This window comes from Pseudomonas sp. D2002 (genome assembly GCF_013385735.1).
GTDB lineage: Bacteria > Pseudomonadota > Gammaproteobacteria > Pseudomonadales > Pseudomonadaceae > Aquipseudomonas.
The window spans coordinates 149,610-174,037 of the sequence record NZ_JACAPL010000008.1; the positions used below are offsets into that span (position 1 = coordinate 149,610).

Sequence of the window (24,428 nt, forward strand, 5' to 3'; positions counted from 1 at the left end):
AGGTAAACGGCGATAGCCGGGGAAATCAGATGCTTCTTTGACTTCTTGGAACCGGTATTGCTCGAAGCCCTACGCGTTGAAAATGTCGAAGATTAAATCGTGGGCGCGCGATCCGAAATGGACGCACCAAGGGGCTTGCCCAGACATCGCATCCACGTCAAGGCCGTCACCTCGACGGGACCTCAGGCGTCGGTAAGCTGAAACCGATAACCCACTCCATACAATGACTCGATGGGCGTTTCCCCAGGGCACGCCTGCTCCAGCTTGCGTCGCAGGTTACGGATATGGCTGTCCACCGTACGGTCGGTGACCACGCGGTGACCGGAGTAGATCTTGTCCAGCAGTTGGTCGCGGGAAAACACCCGCCCGGCGGAGCGTGCAAAGGTGCTGAGCAGTCGCAGCTCAAGGGGGGTGAGGTCCAGCGCGATACCGTCGAGTGAGGCGCGGTACTGCGTTTCGTCGATCAGCAGGCGCGGTGGGGCGCTGGTCAGCAGTTGGGGGCCGCGGCGCAGGATGGCCTTGATCCGGGCAACCACTTCGCGCGGGCTGAAGGGCTTGCAGATGTAGTCGTCGGCGCCCAGGTCCAGCCCCAGCAGGCGGTCCACCTCTTCGACGCGGGCGGTGATCATGATGATGGGCACGGCACTGAACACACGCAGGTCCTGGCAAACTTGCATACCGTCACGGCCGGGCAGCATCAGGTCGAGCAAGATCAGGCGCGGTCTGTGGGCGCGCACGGTCGGCACCACCTGCAAGCCATTGTCCAGGCACAGGGTCGGGTAGCCTGCCGCAACCACATAATCCTGCATCAATGCGGCCAGCTTCGGTTCGTCTTCGACAATCAGGATCGGGCTTTCGTCGTTCATGAGTCAGATGTTCCTTGGCAGGCGCAGGGTCAGCCAAAGCCCCCCAAGAGGGGAGTGCGCGGCGTCAAGGCTGCCGCCGTGGGCGAGGGCGATGCTGTGACAAATCGCCAGCCCCAGGCCGGCGCCGCCACTGCTACGGTTGCGCGACGATTCGCCACGATAGAAGCGCTCGAACAGGCGCGGCAGTTGCTCGGCCGAAACACCAGGGCCGGAGTCGAGCAGCTCGAGGCACACCTCGGCGCGATCCTGGGAGGCGCGGATGTGTATGACCCCCCCAAGATCGGTGTAGCGCACGGCGTTCTCCAACAGGTTGGAAAACAATTGCTGCAAGCGATTGGCGTCGGCGAACAGCTCCAGCGGTTGGGAGGGCAAGTCCAATTCGACGCGCAGGTACCGGGTATTCAAACGCTCCTGGAACATCGACACGCTGGCTTGCAACAGGTGATCCAATGAACACACGCTCTTGCGGTAGGTCAGTGCGCCGATATCCGCCAGGGACAACTCATACAGGTCATCCACCAGTTTGCTGAGCATGCTGACCTCGCCTTGCAACGACTTCATCGAGCCTGGGGTCAGGGTGCGTACGCCATCCTCGATGGCCTCCAGCTCGCCACGCATTACCGAAAGCGGGGTGCGCAGCTCGTGCGAAACGTCGGCCATGAACTCGCGACGCATCTGTTCATTGCGCTCCAGGGTATAGGCGAGCTGGTTGAAGTCACGGGCCAATTGGCCCACTTCGTCATTGGAGGCCACCGCCACCCGACTGCTGTAGTCACCGCTGGCCAGGCGGTGGGTTGCTGCGGCCACCCGTTTGACCGGTTCCAGCAGCGTTCGGGCGATCCACCAGGCAATCAGCATCGCCAGCAACAGCGAAAACGCGCCCATGACCAAGCTGGTGCGTAACTGGTATTGCTGGAATCGTTCGCCGCCGGCTTCGGTCACGCTCTGGAACGGGGTCACGGCCAGCCAGCCCACGGTTTCGTCGGCCACGACAACCGGGCGCAACAGCGCGTCGTCGCCAATATCCGGGTAACCATTCACGCGTTTTTTGTGTTTATCCAACAAGGCGATGCGAAATAGCGCACCTGTCAGGTCGGAGGCCAAAGGCGTGCGCAGGTCGTTCTTCGCCGGATCCTCACCAAGTTCGGGCCGCATGATGTCGAACCAGCGGTCCGGCTGGTTGCGCAGGAACTCCCAATTGCCCTCGCGCGCGTAGGCGCTGGCCAGGCGCGGCAGCACGGGCGCCATGCGCTCCAGCGCCTGCTCATTGAGGTACCCGAGAAAGCCCCGCCCGAAACTCCAGCTGGTCGCCAGGCCCATACTCAGGATGACCAGCAATACACCGGCCAGCACCGCAATAAACAGCTTGGTGGAGATACTCAACTTCATGGAGGCGGGCCGTCGGGAATGGATGGTGACCATTTAGGCCCTGGCGAGCGAAAGATTCAACCCGGCGGGGCAATCTTCAATTTTCCTGCACATTTGCCTCGCAGCATGGCGCTGACTCAAGTCATCCCGTCTTGCAGAGGCTGCTATGTCGACGAAAACAATCGCCAAATTCCTGGTCACCGCCGCGGTGCTCCTGTCCTTGATCATTATGGTCATGCTGGGCGGCTGCTCCGGCGGCGAGCCACTTCCTGAGGCGATCACCCCCAAGGTCTCGGTGATCAGCATAAAACCCCAGAGCCAAGTGCTGACCACCGAGCTGGCGGGGCGCACCCAGGCCTTCATGGTGGCGCAGATTCGTCCGCAAGTCGGTGGCATCGTCCAGCGGCGGCTGTTTGTCGAGGGCGCGGATGTCAAGGCTGGGCAAGCGTTGTACCAATTGGATGCGGCGTCCTACAACGCCGCGCTGGCGCAGGCCCAGGCGAGCCTGGCCAAGTACCGCGCCACGCTTAAATCGGCGCAGGCCACCGCCAGGCGCGACGCCGAACTGGTGAAGATCAATGCCATCAGCCAGCAAGACAACGAGGACGCGCAGGCAACGTTGCTCACAGCGGCCGCCGACGTGCAAGTCGCCGCAGCTGAAGTGGAGACCGCCCGGATTAACCTGGCTTACACACGTATTACCTCGCCGGTCAGCGGGCGCATTGAAACGTCCACTGTGACCCCCGGGGCGCTGGTGGTGGCTGATCAGGACAGCGCGTTGACCACGGTGCAACAACTCGATCCGATCTATGTGGATGTCACCCAATCGACTACGGAACTGCTGCGGCTCAAGCGTGACCTGGCCAGCGGGGCCTTGCAGTCCAACGGCGAGGGGCAGGCACGGATCAGCCTGAAGCTGGACGATGGCACCGCCTACAACCATGAGGGGCGGCTCAAGGTCAGCGGCGTCAGTGTCAACGAGGGCACGGGCACCGTGACCCTTCGCGCAGAGTTCGCCAACCCGGACCACCTGCTTCTGCCGGGCATGTATGTGCGCGCGGTGCTGGAGCAGGCGCGCAATGATCAGGCCATTCTGATTCCGCAAAAAGCGGTAAACCGTAGCGCCAGCGGTGTGACCACCGCGTTGCTGGTGGTTGACGGCAAGGTTGAACAACGCGAGCTGACCATCGATCGCGCGGTGGGTAACCAGTGGTGGGTCACCGCGGGCCTGGAGGCGGGGGACCAGTTGATCGTCGAAGGCGGGCAAAAGGTTCGTGTCGGCGCTGCCGTAAACGCGCAAGACGCCAATACCCAGGCGGCTACGGCACCGACTGCTGCGAAGGCGGGTTGAACATGGCGCACTTTTTTATTGATCGACCGATCTTCGCCTGGGTGATCGCTATCGTGATCATGCTCGGTGGTGGCTTGTCCATCAGCCAGTTGCCGTTGGAGCAGTACCCGGACATCGCGCCGCCCACGGTCACGATTTCTGCCACCTACACCGGGGCCTCGGCCAAGACCGTGGAGGACTCGGTGACCCAGGTCATCGAACAGCAGATGAAAGGCCTGGATAACCTGACCTATATGTCGGCCACCAGCAGTTCGGCAGGCAGTGCCAGCATCAGTTTGACCTTTACTGCCGGCACTGACCCGGACGTCGCCCAGATGCAGGTGCAGAACAAGCTGCAACAAGCGGAGTCGAGACTGCCGCAAACGGTACAAAGCGAAGGCCTGACCGTGACCAAAGGCGGCTCGGATTTCTTGATGATTGTCGCCCTGGCATCGGATGACCCCAGTGTCACCGGTACCCAGATCGGCGATTACATTTCCACCACCTTGCTGGACTCCATCAGCCGAATAGATGGCGTTGGCGATGTGCAGACGTTGGGGTCGGGCTACGCCATGCGTATCTGGCTGGATCCCGCCCTGTTGGAAAAGTATGCGTTGATGCCCTCGGACGTCAGCAGTGCCCTGGAGGCGCAGAACACCGAAGTCTCCGCCGGGCAGCTCGGCGCCTTGCCGGCGATCAAGGGGCAGCAGTTGAACGCCACGATCAGCGCCCGCAGCAAACTGCAGACCGTCGAAGAGTTTCGCAATGTCGTCGTCAAGTCCAGCAGTGACGGGGCGGTGGTGTTGCTGGGCGACGTCGCGACCCTGGAATTGGGCAGTGAAAGCTACGACATCAGTTCGGCCCTCAACGGCAAGCCCGCCGCGGCCATGGGTGTGCAGTTGGCGGCTGGCGCCAATGCGCTGAATGTCGGCGAAGCGGTCAAGGCCAAGCTTAAAGAGATGGAGCCGTTCTACCCGACGCAAATGCAGCTTAAAAACGTGATTGCCTACGACACCACGCCGTTTGTCAGCCTGTCCATCGAGGAAGTGGTCAAGGCCCTGGGCGAGGCCATCGTGCTGGTGGTGCTGATCATGTTTCTGTTCCTGCAGAGCCTGCGCGCAACGCTGATACCGGCGATTACCGTGCCGGTGGTGCTGCTGGGCACGTTCGGTGTGCTGGCGTTGTTTGGCTATTCGATCAACACCTTGACCATGTTTGCCATGGTCCTGGCGATCGGTTTGCTGGTGGACGACGCCATTGTGGTAGTGGAAAACGTCGAGCGGTTGATGGGCGAGGGGCTGTCGCCCATGGCCGCCACACGGCAATCGATGAGTGAAATCAGTAGCGCACTGGTCGGTATCACCCTGGTGCTGAGTGCAGTGTTTATTCCCATGGCGTTTTTCGGTGGTTCCACCGGGATTATCTATCGGCAGTTTTCGGTGACCATTGTCTCGGCCATGGTCCTGTCGGTGTTGGTGGCGATGACCCTGACACCCGCGCTCTGCGCGTCGTTGCTCAAGGCGCGTGGCGGCCAGGCGCATACGGCTCAGCGCGGGTTCTTCGGCTGGTTCAACCGCTCCTTTGAACGGGCGAGTGCCGGATATGAGCGCTGGGTGAGCGCGGTGCTGCGGCGTTGGGCGCGCAGTCTGCTGGTCTACGGCGTGGTGCTGGTGGTCATGGCGGTGGGCTACATGAGCCTGGCCACTTCGTTCCTGCCGGATGAAGACCAGGGGATCCTCCTGGCACAGATCCAGTTACCGGTCGGCGCGACGGACAGCCGCACACAGGCCGTGATCAAGCAGTTCGAAGACTACATCCTGAAACAGCCCGAAGTCGAAGCGATGATCAGCATCAGCGGGCTGGGCATGGGCGGCAACAGCCAGAATACCGCACGGGCGTTTATTCGCCTCAAGGACTGGTCCGAACGCGGTGGCTCTGGTGAGGGTGCAGCCGCCATTGCCCAGCGGGCGACCATGGCGCTGTCGAGCATCGGCGATGCCGATGCGTTCGTCATGCAGCCACCGACCGTGCGCGGCCTGGGCCAGAGCTCGGGGTTCGACCTGCAACTCAAGGACCTCGGTGGCCTGGGCCATGATGCATTAGTGGCGGCCCGCGAGCAGTTCCTGGAGCTGGCCAGAAAAGATCCACGCCTGCTGGGCGTGCGCAGCAACGGCCTGGACGATGCGCCGCAGCTCAAGGTCAGCATTGACGACCGCAAGGCCGGGGCCTTGAGCTTGAGTACCAGTGACATCAACACCACATTGTCGACGGCGCTTGGCGGTACTTACGTAAACGACTTCCTCAACCAGGGCCGGGTGAAAAAAGTCTATGTACAGGGCCAGGCAAACTCGCGCATGCAGGCGGCGGACCTTGATCACTGGTTTGTGCGCAACAGCAACAATGAAATGGTGCCGTTTTCGTCCTTCGCCAGCAGCTCCTGGAGTTACGGCTCGCCGTTGCTGGAACGCTACAACGGTAACGCCTCCCTGGAAATCGTGGGTGATCCTGCGCCAGGGGTGAGCTCCGGGGACGCAATGAACGCGGTGGAAGCGATCGTCCGGCAATTGCCCCAGGGCATCGGCTACGAATGGACCGGGCAGTCCTATCAACTGCGCCTGTCGGGATCCCAGGCGCCGCTGCTCTACGGCATCTCCGTGTTGTTTGTATTCCTGTGCCTGGCCGCGCTCTATGAGAGTTGGTCGGTGCCGTTTTCGGTGATCCTGGTGGTGCCCCTGGGGGTGATCGGTGCGGTTCTGGCGACCCGTGTCGCCGGGTTGAGCAACGACGTGTATTTCCAGGTCGGGTTGTTGACCACCGTGGGCCTGGCCGCGAAAAACGCGATCCTGATCGTTGAATTTGCCAAGCACTTGCAAGAGCAGGGCAACAGCGTGATCGACGCGACGCTGATCGCCGTGCGCCAACGCCTGCGGCCGATCCTGATGACGTCCCTGGCGTTCATGTTCGGCGTGTTGCCGCTGGCCTTGAGTACGGGCGCAGGCTCCGCCGGGCGCCAGGCCATCGGGACTGGGGTGCTGGGCGGCATGTTCAGCGCGACGGTGCTGGGGATTTTCTTTGTGCCGCTGTTTTTCGTGCTGATCCGCCGCCGTTTTGGCCGCGTGCACAGCGCTAACCAATCTGCCCCGACAGGTGATGCATGATCAAGTCACACTGGTCTTTGCTGGCCGCCATGGCCCTGGGCGGTTGCGTCAACCTGGCACCGCAGTATGAGCGTCCCGCTGCACCGGTGTCCGAGCAATGGTTGCCAGCAGCCAGCCTGCCAAAAGGGCAGGCTGGGGTTGATATCAAATGGCAGCAGTTCTTTACCGACAGCCGCCTGGCGCAGTTGCAGGTATTGGCGCTGGCCAATAACCGCGACTGGCGTTTGGCCAGCCTGAACGTTGAGAAGGCCCAGGCGCAGTACCGCATCAAGCGCGCAGACCTGTTTCCCACTATCGACGCGAGCGTCAGCGGCACTCATAGCCGTACACCGGGGTCGCTGTCCAACTCCGGCGCGGCGGCCACCACTCACGATTACAGTGCTCAATTGGGGCTGAGCAGTTATGAGCTGGACGTGTTTGGCCGGGTTCGCAACCTGCGGGATGAGGCGCTGGAAGACTACCTGGCGCTGACGGAAACCCGGCGCAGCACGCAAATCAGCCTGGTGGCCGAAGTGGCCACGGCCTGGCTGACCCTGGCCGCCGATAACGAACGGCTGCTGCTGGCCCAGGAAACCTTGACCAGCCAGTTGGCCACCTACGACCTGACCCAGCGCAGCTACACCTTGGGCGGCGCTTCTGCGTTGTCCGTGGCGCAAGCCCAGACCACGGTCGAGTCGGCACGGGGCGATGTAGCGTCCTACGAGAGCCAGATTCTGCAGGACCGCAATGCCTTGCGCCTGTTGGTCGGCAGTGATCTGCCCGAGGCGCTCTTGCCGGGGACGCACCTGGAGTCGGCGGCGGTGCTGGTGGAGATTCCGGCGGGCCTGCCCTCCAGCCTGCTGCAACAACGCCCCGACGTGCTCTCGGCCGAACATACGCTCAAGTCCGCCAGCATCGATATTGGCGCGGCCCGTGCGGCGTTTTACCCGAGCATCAGCCTGACCGCCAACGCCGGCTCGTCCAGTGCGGCATTGGCCGGACTGTTCAAGTCCGGCAGCGGTGCCTGGACCTTTGCCCCGAGCATCAGCGTGCCGATTTTTGACGGCGGGAGTAACCGCGCAACCCTGGACTCGGCCAAGGTGGAACGCGAGATCCAGGTGCAGACCTATCAGCAAACCCTGCAGACCGCCTTCCGCGAAGTGGTCGATGCGTTGGCGGTGCGCAGCACCCTGGATCGCCGTATCGCCGCGCAACAGGCGCTGACCGACGCCAGCCGCAAAAGCTTCGAACTCTCGGATGCCTTGTATCGGGGCGGGTCGCAAAGCTACCTCGAAGCCCTGGATGCGCAACGCTCGCTCTACAGCGCACAGCAGGACCTGATCACGCTGCGCCTGACCGAGCAGAGTAATCGCATCACGTTGTACAAAGTGCTGGGGGGCGGTTGGAATTAATGGCCCTGCCACGTGCACACTTCACCGCAGCGAAGGAACGGCTTGCGCGCATCAAATCAGATGACTTCTTTGAGTGGGGAATAACCATGTGTGCCTTTCGTTCCAGTGTAAGCCGTTGCGTCCAGGTGCTTGCCTGCGCCTGCTTCATCACGATCTCACCGCCTTCGCGTGCGGACGCCGACGCAGATCCGTGGGAAGGTATCAACCGACCTGTTTTCTCATTCAACGACACGTTGGATACCTATGCACTCAAACCACTCGCCCAAGCCTATCAATTCGTCACTCCCCGGGTTGCTCAAGACGGCATTCATCATTTTTTCAATAATCTGGGGGAGGTCAAAAATCTGTCCAACAACTTACTTCAAGCCAAGTTTCATAGTGCCGGCGTGGACACGAGTCGCTTTTTACTCAACAGCACGATTGGCCTGGCGGGGTTGTTTGACGTCGCGACGCCCATGGGGCTGCAGCGCAGTGACGAAGATTTCGGTCAAACCCTCGGTTACTGGGGGGTAAATAGCGGCCCTTACCTGGTACTGCCGCTCCTGGGGCCAAGCACACTGCGCGATGCGCCTGCCATCCTTCCTGATGCCTACACCAATCCGGTTCGCTACATCGGCGACGTTCCTACTCGTAATAGCCTTTACGGCGTGAGCCTGATCGACGCACGTGCTCAATACCTGACGTCCGAAAAGCTCATTACGGGCGATAAGTACAACTTCATTCGAAGTGTCTATCTGCAAACCCGAGCGTTCAAGATCAAGGGGGGAGCCGTAAAGGACGACTTTTGATCCGGACGTGACCCACCAGGTCGTGATAATCCTGCATCCGGCTTGTTACACATTGGCAAGCTGGACTTGATCACGGCCCTTTGATTTAGCGCTGTACATAGCGCTGTCCGCACGCCGCATGAAAGCATCAAATGACTCCGATGGCATCCACGCCGCGACGCCGAAGCTGCACGTTACCTGACCCGCCTCCTCAAAGGGCAGGGCGCTGACGACGGCTCGAAGCTTTTCCGCCAGCCGCTTTGTGTCGTGCAGTTCGCTACCCGGGCAGATCAAGGCAAACTCTTCGCCACCTGTTCTGCACAGTAGATCGGCTTTGCGCGTTGCCGAGCGTATTCGTGTACACAATGCCTTCAGCACGTTGTCACCGCACTGATGCCCCCAGCTGTCGTTGATGCGTTTGAAGTGATCAACGTCGAACATGATCAGCGATAGAGGCTGGTATTGGTCGTTAGCCTCAATGAGCAGGCGTTCCATCAACTCTTCGAAGTGCCTGCGGTTATAGACGCCCGTCAGGTGGTCGGTGATGTTCAATAAACGCAGGTCTTGCGTGCGCTCTTCAACAAGAGACAGGGCCCGCGCGCGCTGCGTGATCAGCAAGTACACCATCAACGTCATCAGCAACGTCAATCCTGTTCCGAACACGGCAATCAGACTGATAAACGATGCGTGACTGTTGGCGCTCAAAAATGTTGAGGTTGGCCGAAACCGCATCAAGTAATTTTGGTCGGCTACTTTCAACAGGCGCTGAGCGTTAAGCGGCGATGGGGCAGCCGGCGATAAGCTCTGATAAATGTTGTCTTCCTGATGCTGTGTGTCGATCAATGACAGCGTCACGTTCAATCGTTGCAGGCTGGGTAACGGAATGCCTTGTTCCATCAACGAGGCCAAGCGTATTGTCGAGACGATGAAGCCCTGCAAACTTTCATCGTTCACTGGCGCCTCGGAGGACTCCTTGAAGACGGGAGCGACAAAGAAAACCCCGGCCTGGCCATTGCTCATTTTCAACGGTTGCGACACGACCATTTGATGTGTTTCTCGTGCCTTCTTCAACAGGGCCTCGCGATCCGGGCGGGCGAGGACATCCATGCCAGGGGTAACCTTCACGTCATCGCGCTTGGATAAATAGAGCAAGACCATGTGTTCCGGGCGGCGGGTGAGGGGGGCTTCGGCACCGGTGATTGGATTGATCTCATGATACGCAAAGTCACTCGTACCATTGAGCAGCGCCTTGGTGTGAAACACTTGTAGATCCTGTTCGAGAATCCTCGGTACCCAACCGTACGTTTCGCCCTCCTCGACGAGAGGCGTGACGAACCCCATAAACTCCTTTTCCGTGACATCGTCGGCGTTGATGAAGAAACGCCTGACGGTGTCCAGTTTCAAGTCTTGAACAGTAAAACGTCGCTGCAAACGACTGAATCGTTCGTCAACCTCCAGTTGGAACGCAACGGCAACGGTGCGCTGCTCTGACCCGTGGTAAAGAATCAGTACCAAGCTCGTTACGGCCACCCCAGCCAGGCACACAAGAATGCAAAGGGTCACGTCGGATGCTTTAAGGGCGCTCTTACGAAAAGGCATCATTTCGTGTTCCTTACTCATCGCCAAAACTAACTGCAACCCCCCCCGAGGGGCTTTCTCGATTATCGGCACACCTGCCAATATCTTTATAGATCAGGTGCCGCAATACGGCGTTTATAAAGTAAGCGAGGAGCCCACATACCTGCACATTGCCGGTGGCAGGTGATTGAGTCTAGAACGCGGTCACGACGGTTACGCCGGCTGTGCGACGAGGTTCAGGTCGGCCTGGTGTATACCGACGTACTCGGCAAACGACCCCCAACCTGCATGACCACGCTGTGACGCTCTGCCCCGGCGTCATTCCACTGCGTGAAATGTTGCGACAGGCCGCGAACGCACCGCCGTCGTTGCAGGATGAGCACATCTCGAACGGCTGGCGACTAAACCCGGCTTTCGCTGGCCGTTTCCCGGAACAATCGGGGCGACATGCCAAATGTCGATTTGAAGTGCCGGCTGAAGTGTGAACTGCTGCCATAGCCCCACGCATAGGCGATCTCGGTCAGTGAACGATGGGCTTGTTCGCGGTTGCGCAGGTCCTCGGCGCAACGGGACAGACGACGCTGCCAGATGTATTCGCTGACACTGCACCCCAACTCATCCTGAAACGCGCGGTGCAAACTGCGCACCGAGCACTGCTGCGCGTTGGCGATGCGTTCGGTGCTCAAGTCGCGGTCAGCCAGGTGGCGCTCGATATAAGCCTTGAGGCGGTTCTGCTTGAAGAAGCGGAAGTCATGTTCGAGTTGTTTTTCGTCCTGCTTGTTCTTCAGCGCGTTGTCCAGCAGCCCGGCGATACTGTCGCCGATTAGTGCGCCCGAGTGGCTGTTGAGCAACGGATAGTGCTGGTAGGCGTCGCTGATCAGGTGCATCAGCATGCGGCCCAGCCCATTGCGGGCGTTCAGGTGCATGTCGCCGGGGTGTTTCAGTTGCCCGTTGGCGCCCTGGAACAGTAGCAGAAAGTGCTCGCAGCCCTGGGGGCTCGTGACGCTAAAGGGTTTGCCGCAATCGACCAGCAGCATTTCGTCCGGCGCGACCGTGCTGTGTTGCTGGCCTTGGTCGAAATGACTGACCCCGGCGATTTGCAGGATCAGCATGCGCGGCGTGTCGGGCACGTCGAGCGCCTGGCTCAGGTGGCGTGAGTAACGATGGGCGCTGGCGGTCATGCGGCAAAAACGCAGTTGGCCCAGGTCACCGTATTCCAGCCGGCCCTGGAAGTTGGCGTCATGCAACGGGTCGATGCTGGTGGATTCCAGGCGCTTTATATACTCCGGCGTGCGGCCCAGGTGATCACTCATGAACTCTTTCCACTTCATCAGCCGGTCAGAACAAACGACCTGTTCGGTGGACACACAGGCTAGATTATTCATTGTTTCGCCCTTTTTATTTTGGGTGTTGGCTGACCGGGCGAAGGCTGAGCCTTGCCCGATCCTGGCACGCGATCAGAACGGGTAGTGATGGCCCCCGGCTTGCCAGGTGACCCAATGTGCACGGGTAAATTCGTCCAGAGCATAGTGGCCGTTGAAGCGCCCCAGGCCGGAGTTCTTTTCGCCGCCAAAAGGAGCATTCGGCTGATCATCGACGGTAATGTCGTTGATGTGGGTCATGCCCGCCACAATCCCGCGGGCAAAACTCAAGCCGCGCGCCATGTCGCGGGTAAACACCGCACTCGACAGACCGTACTCGCTTGCGTTGGCCAACTCCAGGGCATGCGCCTGGTTATTGGCGATCATCAGTGGCAACAACGGCCCGAAGGTTTCATCCCGGGCCAATGCCTGATCGGGGCCCACTTCGCCAAACACATGGGCCGGCAGCACCAGGCCGCGCGCCTGGCCGCCGCACAATTGCTGGAGTCCGGCGCGCTCGGCGGCGTCGATTTTACCCAGCAGGCCATCCAGCTGGCTCTGGTTGACCACCGGGCCGATCACTGTATCGGCCAGGGCCGGGTCACCGGTCTTGAGGTTGCGCACACGCTCGACCACCAGCGCCGCGAAGTCGGCATACAGCGAGCGGTCGACAATGACCCGGTTGACGCTCATGCAGATCTGGCCCTGGTGCAGGAAGCGCCCGACCACTGCGGCATGTGCCGCTATCTCGATGTCCGCATCCGCCAGCACCACCAGCGGCGCGTTACCGCCCAGTTCCAGCGCTACCCGCTTGATGTGCTTGCCGCCGGTGGCGATACGTCCGACATTGCGGCCCACATCCGTGGAGCCGGTGAAGGAGATCAGGCTCGGTATCGGGTGCTCGACGAACGCATCGCCTATCTCCGAACCTGCGCCGACCACCACGTTCAGCGAGCCCGCCGGGAAACCGGCTTCTTCGAACAGATGGGCAATCAGCAGGCCGCCGGTGACCGCCGTATCGCTGGCCGGCTTGAGTACCACGGTATTGCCCAGCGCGAGTGCCGGGACCACTGAGCGCATGCTCAGGTACAGCGGGAAGTTCCAGGGGCTGATCACTCCGACCACTCCCAGTGGCTCGCGAAACACGAAGCTCTGTTCGCCAGGTTTGTAGCTGGTCAGGATCCGGCCCTCGACCTGCATCGGCAGGGTTGCGCACTCGCGCACCAGGTTGAGGGTGAATTGCCATTCCATGCCCGCCTTGATACGGGTGCTGCCCGACTCATGGATCAGCCAGTCGATGATTTCTTCGCGACGGTTCTGGATGACCTGGGCGAGTTTTTCCAACTGCGCACTGCGTTGGGTCGGGTGCAGCGCTGCCCAATCGGTTTGCGCGCGCCGGGCGGCCTGGTAGGCGTCGTCCAGGTCGGCCACCGAGGCCAGGGGCATTTCCAGCAAGGACTCGCCGTTGAAGGGGTTGCGGTCGTCCAGGCGTCGCGCAGAACGACCTGCACGCCAGGTGCCGTTGATGTACTGGTCGCCGTTGATGGCGTAGGCCGCGATGATTGGAGTTGTCATTGTCTTACCTTAGAGGCAGGTAGCCGCGTCAATTTAAGGGGGAGGAGAGGGCAGGCCCTGTGGTTGAACGTATTCAGCTTCGGATCCAGGCGCGCCCCCAGGAATTGAGGGTGTATTCCTCTTGTGGCCAGACCCCGGGTGGACGGCTGGCTTCGGTGATTTCCAGCTCGGCCGAGAACTCCAGGCGGTTGCGATCAGCGTCGACCACCATGAAGAACAGATTGTTGCCGGGACCGTGGCGACCCGGGCCGAAGAACAGGGTGATGCGTTCCTTGGCGAAACGGTCGCCCCAGTCGCGAATGTCGTTCCACTCATTGGTTTCGTAGCAGTGGTGGTCCCATTCGTTTTTCGAGCCGCGGAAAAACGCCAGCGAATGGTGCTCATCGTCCGAGCGCAGGAAACAGGTGGTGAGCTGGCCGCTTTGCTCGTCCACGACATTGTCCGAGACGGTGAAGCCCACTGTGTTGACGTAGAAGTCGATCATCGCTTCCAGTTCGGTGGTCTGGAACACCACGTGCTGCAGGCGTCCCGGCATGCCCCTGGGGTGGGTCGTGGATGTGTTGCGAGCGACGCCGAAGACGGTCTGCCGTCCCTGGGGATCACGAATTTGAAAGGCGCCCGCTTCCAGAAACGGCGAGTCGAGCGGTTCGACGCTGCACCCTTTGGCTGCCAGGCGCGCGTGCAGCTCGCTCAAGCGCGGCTGGTTGCCCAGGTCGTACGCCGCGGCGAGCAGGCCGCTGTGGTCGGCGGGCGAAATCAGCATGGCTCGCTGGGGCCCCTGGAGCAGCCAACTGCCGTCGGCTTGTGCCAGGCCGTCCATGTCCAGCAGACGCCGATAGAACTCGACTTGCTGCTGGGGATCTTTGCTTGCCAGGTGCAGATAGCACAGGCGTGCGGGTGTGGAAGTCTGCAAGGTTTGCATAAACACCTCTGGGGCTGAAGGTTCAGGGGGAGACGGGCGCCATGCGTGGCTCAGCCGCGCAGTTGTTTGTCAGGGAGATGCCGAACAGCGCCTGCAATGATTCGGCTGTCTGGTCCTGGGTGGCCATGTCGAAGATGGCGGCGATATAGCGATCCGGGCGTAGCAGCAAAAACTGTTGGCTGTCGCCGAGCAGGCCCTTGAGCGTCTCTTCACGGTCTTGCAGCACGGTGCAGCCCGGGAGCGATGGCAGGGTCTGCCAGTGCGCGGGCAGGATCAGGATGCGCTTGGCTTCCAGGTGGTCCCAAAGACCGTGGTGCAGTTGGTCAAGACGCTGGTGGGTAGGGTCGCCATATTGAATAAGGGCAAAGCCGTCCCCGAGGCTTGCGTCCAGCAGGTGGGCATGGCCTTGAGCGTCGGTCAGCAAGGGTTGAGGAAACATTTGCCCACAGGCCAGCTTTCCCGCCTTGCCTTCGGGCAGCACCAGGCCTTTGGTAAATCGCGGCTTGGGTTTGAAGCGCATTTGCAGGAAATAGTCGCGCAGCGGTGGCACCAGGCCTATCAATGCGAAGGCCGCGCTGATCAAACGAGCCCGTAGTACGGTGGCCGGGGCCATGACCACGCCCAGGTTCAGGGCCAACTTGATCAAGGCCCAGGCATGGTCGCGCCGCTCGCTTTCGTAGGACAGCAGGGCGGTCGCGGCCATTTTTCCCTTGATGACGCCGATCAGTTTCCAGCCAAGATTGTGGGCATCGCGAACGCCGCTGTTCATCCCTTGCCCGGCGTAGGGCGGGGTCAAGTGTGCGGCATCGCCGGCAAGAAAGACGCGGCCCACCTGCCATCGCTCGGCAACGCGTGCATGAAAGGTGTAGACCGTCTTGCGCACGATGGACACCGGGGCATCCCCCTTGAATGGACGAAGCAGTGTGTGCAAGCACTCGGGGCTCAGTGCCTGCGCATCGGTTTCCCCAGGCTTGAGCTGGAACTCGAAGCGCCGTGTGCGGTGCGGGCCGGGTACTTCCACGACCGGGCGTCTGGCATCGCAGTACACGCGGGTCTGCCAGAACGGGTCGTGGTCCTGGTCGGTATCGACCACCAGCCAGCGTGAGGCGAAGCTGGACCCGACCATCTCGATCCCCAGTTGCTTGCGCACCGGGCTGCGCCCGCCGTCGCAGGCGACCAGGTATCTGGCCTTGACGTCGAGCAGTTGGCCATCGGCGTCCATGATCAAGGCACGTACGCCGTGTTGATCTTGAGTGAACTCCAGCAGTTCGTGATTGAAGCGTGCTGTCAGGCTCGCAAAGCGCTCAAGGCCATTCTTCAGCGTGCTTTCAAACAACGGCTGGCGAAAGGCGTTACGTTTGGGAAAACCATACACCTTGCCGGTGGGCTCGACCTTGCCAAAGCAACGACCGCCCGGGCGGGTAAAGTAATGCACGCCGTAGCCGGGCACCACGTCGCGCAGTACGGCGTCATCCAGACCGATCGCCTGCATGGTGCGCAGGGATTCATCGTCGATCGAGACGGCGCGGGGTTCGGTCACGGTGCCGGCCTTGCGGTCGATGATCAGCGTGTCGACATTGGCCTGGCCGAGCAGGTTGGCCAGGGTCAGCCCGGTGGGGCCGGCACCGATGATCAGGACTTGAGTGCTGAAGCTGTTGAGGGTTGTCATTGTTATTCCCTTCCAAAGGTTTCAGTCCGGCTACCGGGGGCCCTGAGTGAGCGCCGTCATGCGTTGCGAAAGCGCCTGCGCGAGGCTGAGCATCTGTGCCCCTTGTTGCGCTTCCAGGGTGTTGTCGCGCTCCTGGATCGGACGAACGCAGCTGATGCTGCCAACCACCTTGCCGTCGCTGTCGAAGATCGGCGCCGCCAGGCCGTAGACACCGGGATCAATTTCAGCCGCGCTGGCGACATACCCCTGGCGGCGTAGTTGTTGCAGTGAGCGGCGGAACTGTTCCCAGGTGTGACCCAGGTTGCTGGCGCGGACTTCGTCGGGGTTTTCCAGGAACAGTTGGTTGTGCTGGCGCGAAGTCATGTTGGCGAGGATCGCTTTCGAGGTGGCGCCGAGGAACAGCGGCCTGGGTGAACCACGGGAATAGCTGACCTCACTGAACAACTCGCCCTGTTGGTGGATGCACACCACCTGGTCCTTGAACAGCCGGCAGATCAGCCACACTTGCTGCTCGCTCCAGCGCGGCAGGTCCTTTTCCAGGGACTGTGCCGCGCGCACCAAGGGGTCGCTGAGGCGCAATTGGCGGTCCCAGGTGATAATCCGCGCGCCCAGCGCGTAACGTCCGGCCTCGACTTGAAACAACAGGCTCGCCTCGGCCAGTTCGCGAACGTAGCGGTAGATGGTCGAGCGGGTGTAACCGAGCTCCGCGCCCATTTCGTCGACCGCCCAGATCGGGCTGGCTTCGGTAAATAAATCCAGGACCCGCAGCATGCGTTCCAGGCTCGAACCTTTGTTATCGGCGTCCTGTTCCTGCGGGGCTTCTGATTCAGACAATGGCTTCATGGCTTACTGCTCGTCGGCGATGCTGTTGTGCAGGATGCCGATACCGGATATCTCGACCTCGACGGTATCGCCAGGCTTCATCCAGACCGGCGGTTCGCGGAAGGCGCCGACACCACCGGTGGTACCACTGACAATGACATCGCCAGGCGCCAGTTCGGTGAAGGTTGAGCAGTACTCGATCAATTGGCGCACGTCGAAAATCATGTCGCTGGTGCGGGTGTGTTGCATCACTTCGCCGTTCAGGCGCGTGGTCAATTCCAGGTCCTGAGGGTCGCCGATTTCATCGCCGGTCACCAGCCAGGGACCGAAACCGCCGGTGTTCGGAAAATTCTTGCCAGGCACGAACTGGATAGTGTGCTTCTGCCAGTCGCGGACGCTGCCATCGTTGTAGCAGGCATAACCGGCCACATAGTCCAGCGCATCCATCGCTTTGACGTGCCGTGCGGTTTTGCCAATGACCACCGCCAGCTCGCCTTCGAAGTCCAGTTTGTGCGAAGCCTTGGGGCGAATGATCGGTTGCAGGTGGGCCACCTGGCTGTCGACGAAACGCGTGAAGATCATCGGGTAAGTCGGCATTTCACGGCCGGTTTCACGCACGTGGGTGGCGTAGTTGATGCCGATGCACAGCACTTTGCCGGGGTTCGCGATAACCGGCAGGAACGTCACGTCTGCCACTGCCACGCGTGGCTGTGCCGCCAGCACGGATTGGGTCAGTTCACCCAGGCGGTTGGCGGCAATCGCCTGCTTGAGGTCGGCGCCAAAGGTGGACTTGACCGATTCCAGGTCAATTATCTGATCACCGTCAACCACACCGTAAGTCGTGCGGCCTTGAACAATGAAGCTTGCGAATTTCATGAAGCGTCCTCTCGGAAAGGGGAGCGGGAACGGGGCGGCAATGGGGTTAATCTAGGCTTGTGCATTAATCCTGTAAAGTGGGATTTTTGCGTAAATCCTGCATTACGAAATAAATGTGGATTTTGTGTTCGATCATCGAATCGAGGTCTCCAACGCCAAGCGGCCCGTGCCATTCCAGGGGGACTGGCGACGGGTGTGGCTAATGAAGGAGAGGGGAATGCCAGGCCGACTTAACGTGGCACCCAGCAGCCGTGCAGCGACATGCGCATGCGAAACGGGATTTTGATGCGTGCGATAGGGCCTGCTGACATGTCAGCCGAGTCCAGTACCACCAGCTCGCTGCGGCCTTCGGCAATCAGGTTGAGCAGGCAGACCACGTAGCCATCACCTTCTGGTGCCTCAGCCGAGCGTGGAATGAAAATGGGCTCCTGAAAGCATCCGCTGTCACCGGGGAACCAGGCATCGGTGACGCCGGATGTCAGGTTGAGGTGCACCAACAGGTTGAAGAACTGAAACGGCATCGGCCCATTCGCCGGGTCATAGGGCCGCTGCGGATCGAAAGCGAGCAAGAACCCGTGTTCATACTGTCGGCCTATGTAGCGGTCATCGCAGCGGGGAAACTCACAGGGATAGTCCGTCAGTGCCTGGGGTTGCAGTTCATCCTCTGGGCTGTGGAGGTCGAATACCCAGCGCATCAGGCTGGCCGCCAGGGTTTCAGGCGGTGGTACGAAGCCGTCCGCCTGGGGGAAAAAATAGAAAATATTGCCGCCGGTGACCGGCATGTCCAGGTAGATTTTTCCGTCTTTGTCGAAGGCATTCAGGGTATGGCCCTGGAAGCCGTCCTTGGGCCCCTTGAACCAGCGCACTTCCCGCACGTGCCCATGGCGGGGCACCACGGCAAACAGCTGGGGCAGCTCGGGCTGCCACTGGAAATGCTGGCCGCCGTTTTTCATGCGTTCAACATCCACCGTCAAGGGGATCAGTGGGAATACCACGTAATGCTCGGTGACCGCGAAGTCGTGGACCATCGCGGCGTAGGGCGCCTGGAACCAGATCTCATGCAGCAGTTTCCCTTGCGGCGAAATCTCGAAATAGGCCATGTCGGGTGTTCCGTCGCCTTTGGCTTCGTAACTGAAGGCCAGCAGGTTTCCGCTGACCGGGTCGAGCTTGGGGTGGGCCGTGAAGGTCGCAGCGTCGATTTGCCCGTCGAAATTCCACTCGCCGAGGGTCTCCAGCGTCTGCGGGTCCAGCGCCCAGGGCATGGCATCCTCCTTGAGTGCCAGCAGGACGTTGTTGTGCGCGATCACCGAGGTGTTGGCGGTGGTGTTGTTTTTTGCCGCGAGCGGGTCGTTGGTGTAGGCGTTGCGGTACACGCCATTGAGCGAGCGTCCTGCACGGCGTTGAGCGACCAATCGGTCGGTCAACACGTAGCGGCGGCGCAGCGAGACCTTGCCCTCGGCAAAGTAAAAGCCGCTGACCAGGGCGTCGCCGTTGAAGAATATATCGGTGCCCAGCATGGGCGGGTACTGCGGGTCCGGTGACACCTGGTAAAAGGTGCCACGGATCGCCTCGGGGATCGCGCCTTCGACCTCAAGGTCATACACCTCGCCTTCGACGCGGCTGGGTGTGTACAGCGCCCCGGAAAATTCGGGGGTGTTGGGGAATGGAGTATTCATCGCTTCATCTCATGGATCGGTTTGGTTAATGACATTCAGGCCGATTGCGTCGAGAGCGCCTGCCCACAAGGCTTCACGCCTCGACGGAAGCGAGCCACCATCAGGCACGAGATGATCAAGGCCAGCACATAAGCGCAGGCGGCCAGCCAGCCCACCGCGCGAAAGTGTCCATCACCGACCACCAACGCGGCGCCAAAGGGGCCAAGCCCTTGACCGATGAAAATCGCGGCGTTGCCCAGGCCCGCCAATCGACCGGAGGGGTCCAGTTCGGCGGCCATCGAAAGCAGATACGGCAAGCTGAAAAACCACACCATATGAATCAGGCAAGCCGTGGTGGCGAACGCAACGGTACTGTCGCCGTAGACCATGATCAGCGTCGCCAGGAATGCGGTACCAAAGCTCAACAGTTGCGGGAACAACAAACCCAGGCGTCGTCCGATCATCCCGGAGAGTCCCGCCCCCAGGGCGCCGGCCAGGATGCTGCCACCGAGAATGGCGCCGATCTGCTGGGGCTCCAGGCCCAGACTCTTGCCGATTCGCTCCTGATACACCCACAGGGCGGAATGCCCGAAAAACAGCAGCGCAAACAGTGCGATCAGCAGCATGGAGGTCAGCCCGAACGGCCGGGCTGCACCGTGGGCAATGCGATGGGCGTCTGAGTAGTGCCTGGGTATTCTCCAGCAACCCAGTGCGGCAAGCAGGCTGGTGATGGCCAGCAGGAAAAAGGCGCCTTGCACGCCAAACGCCTGTAAGAGCAGGGGCATGGACGTCACCAGCAGCATGCCCCAGAGCAGGTTGCCGATGTTGATCACGGCAAATGTCGCGTCTTTTGACCTGCGCAGTGCAGCGGTTGCATACACCACCGCCATGACCGCGCCACCGCTGGCACCGCAGATCACCCTGAAAACCACCAGCCACGCCTGGCTGTGAAGCTGGGTGCTGACCAGGTTGCCGGCGGCCAATATCAACAAGGCAACCAGCGCAAAGCGGCGGCGGTCGACACGTGCCATCAGCAGCGCACATACGCCGCAGGCGATGGCCATCGCGATCAGCTCAGCGGCGAAAATCACGCCGATGGCATTGAGCGGCACACCCAGCTGATCAATCAACGCGCCACCCAGGATCGGCTGGATCTGCAGCGTGCCCAGGGAAATGACCATCATCAGGCAAATAGCGCCCAGTGATTTCTTGCTGTCGATGGAGTTGAGCGCATTCATCAAACATCACCTCAGTCAGAACTTGTGAACGTAGCGAACCTGCACGGCGTAATCGGTTTTGCTGCGGTTTTCCACGCCGGTCTCTTTATAGGTATTGAGCCAGAAGGCCTTGTCCTCGGTTATTTTCCAGAACAGGCCGGGGCCGATGCCGAGCACCTTCTCGCGAGAATTGCTCAGGCGATCGCCGTTGGCCTGGTCATCCGAAATCTGCCTGAAGTAATAGCCGTTGATCCCGACCGAGACCTTCGGGAACACCTCGTACGAGGCCGTGAAGTTGGCCCAGGCCGACTGCCCTGCCTGGGTGTCGCGCACCGGTCGCCCTTCATAGAACTGTGCCGAACTGCTGGCCGGGTCGTCGTTCTTGAAGTTGTACAGGTAGTTCAAGCGCCAACTCACTTCCCAACGCGGTGCTGGCATCAAGGTTGCGGCCCAGTAGGGGTTGAAGGAGAAGTAATTGGAGCCGGGGTTCAAGTCCTTGTGTTTGTCGTACTTGCCGGTGGGCAGGATCGTATCGAAGGCCACGCGCTGCACAAACACGGGCCGGCCCTCGGCGTTGACGATCGGGTCGAACTGGATCTGCGGGCCGACGGTGACGTCACCCAGGCCGACCCCGTTGTCCTTGAGCTTCACACCGTTGTCGCCAAAGTCGCCGTCCAGGGAGACCACCGGGACCAACAGGCTCCAGCCCAGGTGCGCGCCGCCACCGATGGTGTTGGGTGAGTAATAGCTGAATTGGTTGATCAGGGTAATGACATTGATTTTCGGGTTATCGAAGTTGCGGTTGTCCTTGCCGCCATTGTCACGAATGCTGCTGGACGTACTGAACTTCAGATAGGTCTGATGCGTCAGGCCGGGTGGCCCGGCGAAGCCGTCGTAGAAGCTGGTGCCGCCCAGGTTGATACCGCTGGGCTGGCTGACGGAAGGCGGAGGAGGGCCCTCTGCAGCCTGGGCGGCAAGTGATACGAAGCTGAAAGCCAGGCACGCTGGCAAGGATGCGTTCAGTCTCATTGACGTCGCTCTATTATTGGAGTTGTGAGCTGGGGTTGCTTCCCCTGGCGCTTCAACTTTAATTCTTGAGCTTTGCTGTTGCTTGAACACAACGGTCAGAGTTGACTGAGAGCGCCAGTCAGCGGTGGTCCGAGCAGTGGTCTTATTACCTACGGTTCTCGCTTACCACCACTAACCCCATGATGACGGCCGCCGCCAGCATGCCTGCGGTCATGAAAATATAGGCCGCTCCCGGATTGCCTGTCAGGCCGATGAGGTAGCCGACGATCCACGAACCGAGAAACGCGCCCAGCGCGCCACAGGCATTGATCAGCCCGATGGCACCGCCGAATACGTTGGCCGGCAGCAACTCCGGAATCAACGCAAAGAAGGGGCCGTAAGGTGCGTACATCGCCGCCGCCGCAATGGTCAGCAGGCTGAATGACAGCCAGAAGTGCGTCGACCCCAGCAAGTAAGAACCCAGAAAGGCCAAGGCGCCGAGGGCCAGCAGCGGCCAGACGAACAGTTTACGCTGCCCGGTTTTGTCCGAGGCCCAAGAGACCGCCAGCATGGTCACTACTGCGGCCACGTAGGGCACGGCACTCAGCCAGCCGGTGGTGACGATGTCAGACGCTGAGGCCTGCTTGATGATCGACGGCAGCCACATGATGAAGCCGTACACGCCGATGCTCCACAGTGCATGCACCAGACACAGCTTGATTACCAAGGGTGAGGTGAATGCCTGCCGGTAGTTGCGCATCACCTTCATGTTTTTTTGTTCGTCGGCCAGTGTGGCGGCCAGCCGGTCTTTCTCCTCGCGAGTCAGCCAACTGACTTCCTCGGGCTTATCCCGCGCCAGACGCCACCAGACAAACGCCCAGAGCACCGCCGGAGCGCCTTCGATAATGAACATTTCTCGCCAGCCCCAGGCGTGGATCAGGTAGCCGGAAACCACCGACATCCATAACACCGTGATCGGGTTGCCGAGGATCAGAAAGGTATTGGCGCGTGAGCGTTCCTTGCGGGTGAACCAGTTGCTGATGAAGATCAGCATCGCCGGCATCACTGCCGCCTCCACCACCCCCAGTGAGAATCGAATGATCATCAGCATCGGGATATTGGTCACCAGGCCGGTGGCCATGGCGCAGAAGCCCCACAGAATCAGGCTGCAGAACACCAGTTTGCGCACGCTGTAGCGTTGGGCATAGATGGCGCCGGGCACTTGGAAGAAGAAATAGCCTAGAAAGAACAGCGAACCGATCAGCGAGGACGTGCCCTTGCTGATGTTCAGGTCCTGCTCGATGCCGGAGGCGGCGGCGAAGCCGTAGTTGGCCCGGTCGAGGTAGGCCAGGCTGTAAGTGATAAAGATCAGCGGGATCAGGTAGAGCCAGCGTTTGATCGCAAAGCGTTCGGATCTGAACCCGCGGGTGTCTCCTGCCGATAGAGCAGTCTCTTTGATGGTGTTCATGAATAGCCCTTCATTATTGTTGTAATCGAGGGTGTCGCATTCAGGTACAGCGGCTCAGCTCCGGGGCCTTGGCGCAGACGCCAGGGGAGGGGTGACCGACGTCGCCCCCGGGACCTTTCAGGGACGCGCCGCCGTGCCGTCCGGCAGGCGTGCATTGGTCCAGCTTGGAATGCCGCCCTGGCACGGATAGCGCTTGGCTTTTTCTTCGTCGATATCCACGCCGATACCCGGCCGGTCACTGAGGTAGGCGTAGCCACGGTCGATTTCCGGGCAGCCAGGGAAGACGTCCAGCAGGTTGTCGTTGAGCGGGGTCCATTCCTGGATGCCGAAGTTGGTGGTGCTCAGGTCCAGATGCAGGTTGGCGGCCACGCCGACCGGCGAGATATCGCCCGGGCCATGCCACGCCGTGCGTACACCGTGGAACTCGGCGAAGGTGGCGATTTTTTTCGCCGGTGTAATGCCGCCGACCGTGCTGACATGGCAGCGGATAAAGTCGATCAGATTGTTCTGGATCAACGGCTTGAATTCGTTGACGTTGGTAAACAGTTCTCCCATGGAAATCGGAGTCGAGCTCTGTGCGCGCAGGGTTTTCAACCACTCGATGTTTTCCGGTGCAACAGGGTCTTCGAGGAAAAACAACTGGTGTTGTTCGAGGTTCTTCGCCAATTGCACGGCGGCGATCGGCGACACGCGTTCATGCACGTCGTGGATGAACTCGACACCGAAACCCAGCTTGTCGCGCAGGTGATCGAACAGTTTGGGCACGGCACGCAAGTAGGCATCCGGATCGAAGTAGATACCGTGGGTCTTGTTGCGCGGTGAGATTTTCGGTTGGATGTTTTTCGCCCTGGCCAGCTTGCCGGCGATCAGCTTCAGGTCCTCGGTGCCAGAGCCTCCGTACATGCCCATCTGGCAGCGCACGTGCTGATAGCCTTCTTCCATGGCTGCGCGAATGCTGTCTTCCACTGCGACTTCATCTTCACCGTCACAGTGGCGGTACAACGGCACGCCATCGCGGCAGCGGCCACCGAGCATCTGGTAGACCGGCAACCCGGCGACTTTGCCCTTGATGTCCCACAGCGCCATGTCCACACCGGACAGTGCATTGTTCATGATCGGCCCGGAACGCCAGTAACCGCTGACGGCCGCCGACTGCCAGATGTCTTCGGTGCGCAGCGCATCCTTGCCGATCAGGAAGGGTTTCATGTACTGCTCGATGGCCGCCTCGACCGCGAAGATACGCTGGGTAAACGTTGCACAGCCAAGGCCGTAGAGCCCCGGCTGGTTGGTTTCCACTTTTACCACCACCAGATCAATGCCGCCTGGAGCGGTGAGAATCGTTTTTACATTTGTGATTGTTATGGATTCCATCTCGCTCTCCCATTGAGCCGTCGTTT

18 protein-coding genes are annotated in these 24,428 nt (G+C 60.6%); 4 read left to right on the top strand and 14 right to left on the bottom strand.

Going from position 1 to position 24,428, the window contains the following annotated elements; translation table 11 throughout:
- Positions 1–182 precede the first annotated feature (182 nt).
- Both HX783_RS17305 and baeS read right to left on the bottom strand, forming a co-directional pair.
- Positions 183–866 (bottom strand): response regulator, encoded by a 684-nt coding sequence (locus tag HX783_RS17305; RefSeq protein ID WP_177017690.1) that lies wholly within the window; start codon positions 864–866, stop codon positions 183–185.
- Between the two features lie 3 nt (positions 867–869).
- Entirely contained in the window at positions 870–2,255 is a 1,386-nt protein-coding gene (gene baeS, locus HX783_RS17310) for a sensor histidine kinase efflux regulator BaeS (protein ID WP_177017691.1), read from the bottom strand.
- A gap of 145 nt (positions 2,256–2,400) precedes the next feature.
- Between baeS and HX783_RS17315 the strand changes: the two genes are divergently transcribed.
- The 4 genes from HX783_RS17315 to HX783_RS17330 all read left to right on the top strand — a co-directional run bounded on the left by HX783_RS17315 (position 2,401) and on the right by HX783_RS17330 (position 8,901).
- Positions 2,401–3,585 (top strand): efflux RND transporter periplasmic adaptor subunit, encoded by a 1,185-nt coding sequence (locus HX783_RS17315; protein WP_177017692.1) that lies wholly within the window; start codon positions 2,401–2,403, stop codon positions 3,583–3,585.
- Between the two features lie 2 nt (positions 3,586–3,587).
- On the top strand, positions 3,588–6,722 hold the full coding sequence (locus tag HX783_RS17320) for an efflux RND transporter permease subunit (protein WP_177017693.1): 3,135 nt from the start codon (positions 3,588–3,590) through the stop codon (positions 6,720–6,722).
- Positions 6,719–8,113, top strand: coding sequence for an efflux transporter outer membrane subunit (locus HX783_RS17325; protein WP_177017694.1), 1,395 nt, complete (start codon positions 6,719–6,721; stop codon positions 8,111–8,113). Before HX783_RS17320 ends, HX783_RS17325 begins: the two co-directional genes overlap by 4 nt.
- Before the next feature lie 86 nt (positions 8,114–8,199).
- On the top strand, positions 8,200–8,901 hold the full coding sequence (locus HX783_RS17330; RefSeq protein ID WP_371317696.1) for a VacJ family lipoprotein: 702 nt from the start codon (positions 8,200–8,202) through the stop codon (positions 8,899–8,901).
- 45 nt (positions 8,902–8,946) lie between these two features.
- Here HX783_RS17330 and HX783_RS17335 read toward each other — a convergent pair whose 3' ends face one another.
- From HX783_RS17335 to HX783_RS17390, 12 genes are all read right to left on the bottom strand, one after another.
- Positions 8,947–10,482 carry a diguanylate cyclase gene (locus HX783_RS17335; protein WP_177017696.1) on the bottom strand — a complete coding sequence of 512 codons (1,536 nt, stop codon included), beginning with the start codon at positions 10,480–10,482 and terminating at the stop codon, positions 8,947–8,949.
- Between the two features lie 377 nt (positions 10,483–10,859).
- Positions 10,860–11,843, bottom strand: a complete 984-nt coding sequence (locus tag HX783_RS17340) for a helix-turn-helix domain-containing protein (RefSeq protein WP_177017697.1) — start codon at positions 11,841–11,843, stop codon at positions 10,860–10,862.
- Positions 11,844–11,915: 72 nt separating this feature from the next.
- Complete coding sequence (locus HX783_RS17345; RefSeq protein ID WP_177017698.1) at positions 11,916–13,394, bottom strand: aldehyde dehydrogenase family protein; 1,479 nt, start codon at positions 13,392–13,394, stop codon at positions 11,916–11,918.
- 73 nt (positions 13,395–13,467) lie between these two features.
- On the bottom strand, positions 13,468–14,316 hold the full coding sequence (locus HX783_RS17350) for a VOC family protein (protein ID WP_177017699.1): 849 nt from the start codon (positions 14,314–14,316) through the stop codon (positions 13,468–13,470).
- A gap of 22 nt (positions 14,317–14,338) precedes the next feature.
- The gene (locus tag HX783_RS17355) at positions 14,339–15,985 is read right to left on the bottom strand and encodes a bifunctional 3-(3-hydroxy-phenyl)propionate/3-hydroxycinnamic acid hydroxylase (RefSeq protein WP_177017700.1); all 1,647 of its coding nucleotides are present in this window, start codon (positions 15,983–15,985) and stop codon (positions 14,339–14,341) included.
- 30 nt (positions 15,986–16,015) lie between these two features.
- On the bottom strand, positions 16,016–16,828 hold the full coding sequence (locus HX783_RS17360) for an IclR family transcriptional regulator (protein ID WP_177017701.1): 813 nt from the start codon (positions 16,826–16,828) through the stop codon (positions 16,016–16,018).
- Positions 16,829–16,831: 3 nt separating this feature from the next.
- The gene (locus tag HX783_RS17365; RefSeq protein ID WP_177017702.1) at positions 16,832–17,683 is read right to left on the bottom strand and encodes a fumarylacetoacetate hydrolase family protein; all 852 of its coding nucleotides are present in this window, start codon (positions 17,681–17,683) and stop codon (positions 16,832–16,834) included.
- Between the two features lie 230 nt (positions 17,684–17,913).
- Positions 17,914–19,359, bottom strand: a complete 1,446-nt coding sequence (locus tag HX783_RS17370) for a carotenoid oxygenase family protein (RefSeq protein ID WP_177017703.1) — start codon at positions 19,357–19,359, stop codon at positions 17,914–17,916.
- Positions 19,360–19,394: 35 nt separating this feature from the next.
- A complete protein-coding gene (locus HX783_RS17375) occupies positions 19,395–20,576 on the bottom strand; it encodes an MFS transporter (protein ID WP_177017704.1) in 1,182 nt (393 codons plus the stop codon).
- Between the two features lie 15 nt (positions 20,577–20,591).
- Positions 20,592–21,584, bottom strand: coding sequence for a transporter (locus tag HX783_RS17380; protein WP_177017705.1), 993 nt, complete (start codon positions 21,582–21,584; stop codon positions 20,592–20,594).
- A 145-nt stretch (positions 21,585–21,729) separates the two neighbouring features.
- A complete protein-coding gene (locus tag HX783_RS17385) occupies positions 21,730–23,031 on the bottom strand; it encodes an MFS transporter (RefSeq protein WP_177017706.1) in 1,302 nt (433 codons plus the stop codon).
- Positions 23,032–23,148: 117 nt separating this feature from the next.
- On the bottom strand, positions 23,149–24,402 hold the full coding sequence (locus tag HX783_RS17390) for an enolase C-terminal domain-like protein (protein ID WP_145163522.1): 1,254 nt from the start codon (positions 24,400–24,402) through the stop codon (positions 23,149–23,151).
- Between the last annotated feature and the right edge of the window lie 26 nt (positions 24,403–24,428).

Bases quoted from the DNA above. Each gene is read 5' to 3' on its own strand.
- HX783_RS17380 (WP_177017705.1), bottom strand. From the start codon at position 21,584: ATGAGACTGAACGCATCCTTGCCAGCGTGCCTGGCTTTCAGCTTCGTA.
- HX783_RS17325 (WP_177017694.1), top strand. From the start codon at position 6,719: ATGATCAAGTCACACTGGTCTTTGCTGGCCGCCATGGCCCTGGGCGGT.
- HX783_RS17385 (WP_177017706.1), bottom strand. From the start codon at position 23,031: ATGAACACCATCAAAGAGACTGCTCTATCGGCAGGAGACACCCGCGGG.
- HX783_RS17305 (WP_177017690.1), bottom strand. From the start codon at position 866: ATGAACGACGAAAGCCCGATCCTGATTGTCGAAGACGAACCGAAGCTG.
- HX783_RS17315 (WP_177017692.1), top strand. From the start codon at position 2,401: ATGTCGACGAAAACAATCGCCAAATTCCTGGTCACCGCCGCGGTGCTC.
- baeS (WP_177017691.1), bottom strand. From the start codon at position 2,255: ATGAAGTTGAGTATCTCCACCAAGCTGTTTATTGCGGTGCTGGCCGGT.
- HX783_RS17355 (WP_177017700.1), bottom strand. From the start codon at position 15,985: ATGACAACCCTCAACAGCTTCAGCACTCAAGTCCTGATCATCGGTGCC.
- HX783_RS17370 (WP_177017703.1), bottom strand. From the start codon at position 19,359: ATGAATACTCCATTCCCCAACACCCCCGAATTTTCCGGGGCGCTGTAC.
- HX783_RS17340 (WP_177017697.1), bottom strand. From the start codon at position 11,843: ATGAATAATCTAGCCTGTGTGTCCACCGAACAGGTCGTTTGTTCTGAC.
- HX783_RS17375 (WP_177017704.1), bottom strand. From the start codon at position 20,576: ATGAATGCGCTCAACTCCATCGACAGCAAGAAATCACTGGGCGCTATT.
- HX783_RS17345 (WP_177017698.1), bottom strand. From the start codon at position 13,394: ATGACAACTCCAATCATCGCGGCCTACGCCATCAACGGCGACCAGTAC.
- HX783_RS17365 (WP_177017702.1), bottom strand. From the start codon at position 17,683: ATGAAATTCGCAAGCTTCATTGTTCAAGGCCGCACGACTTACGGTGTG.
- HX783_RS17360 (WP_177017701.1), bottom strand. From the start codon at position 16,828: ATGAAGCCATTGTCTGAATCAGAAGCCCCGCAGGAACAGGACGCCGAT.
- HX783_RS17350 (WP_177017699.1), bottom strand. From the start codon at position 14,316: ATGCAAACCTTGCAGACTTCCACACCCGCACGCCTGTGCTATCTGCAC.
- HX783_RS17330 (WP_371317696.1), top strand. From the start codon at position 8,200: ATGTGTGCCTTTCGTTCCAGTGTAAGCCGTTGCGTCCAGGTGCTTGCC.
- HX783_RS17335 (WP_177017696.1), bottom strand. From the start codon at position 10,482: ATGATGCCTTTTCGTAAGAGCGCCCTTAAAGCATCCGACGTGACCCTT.
- HX783_RS17320 (WP_177017693.1), top strand. From the start codon at position 3,588: ATGGCGCACTTTTTTATTGATCGACCGATCTTCGCCTGGGTGATCGCT.
- HX783_RS17390 (WP_145163522.1), bottom strand. From the start codon at position 24,402: ATGGAATCCATAACAATCACAAATGTAAAAACGATTCTCACCGCTCCA.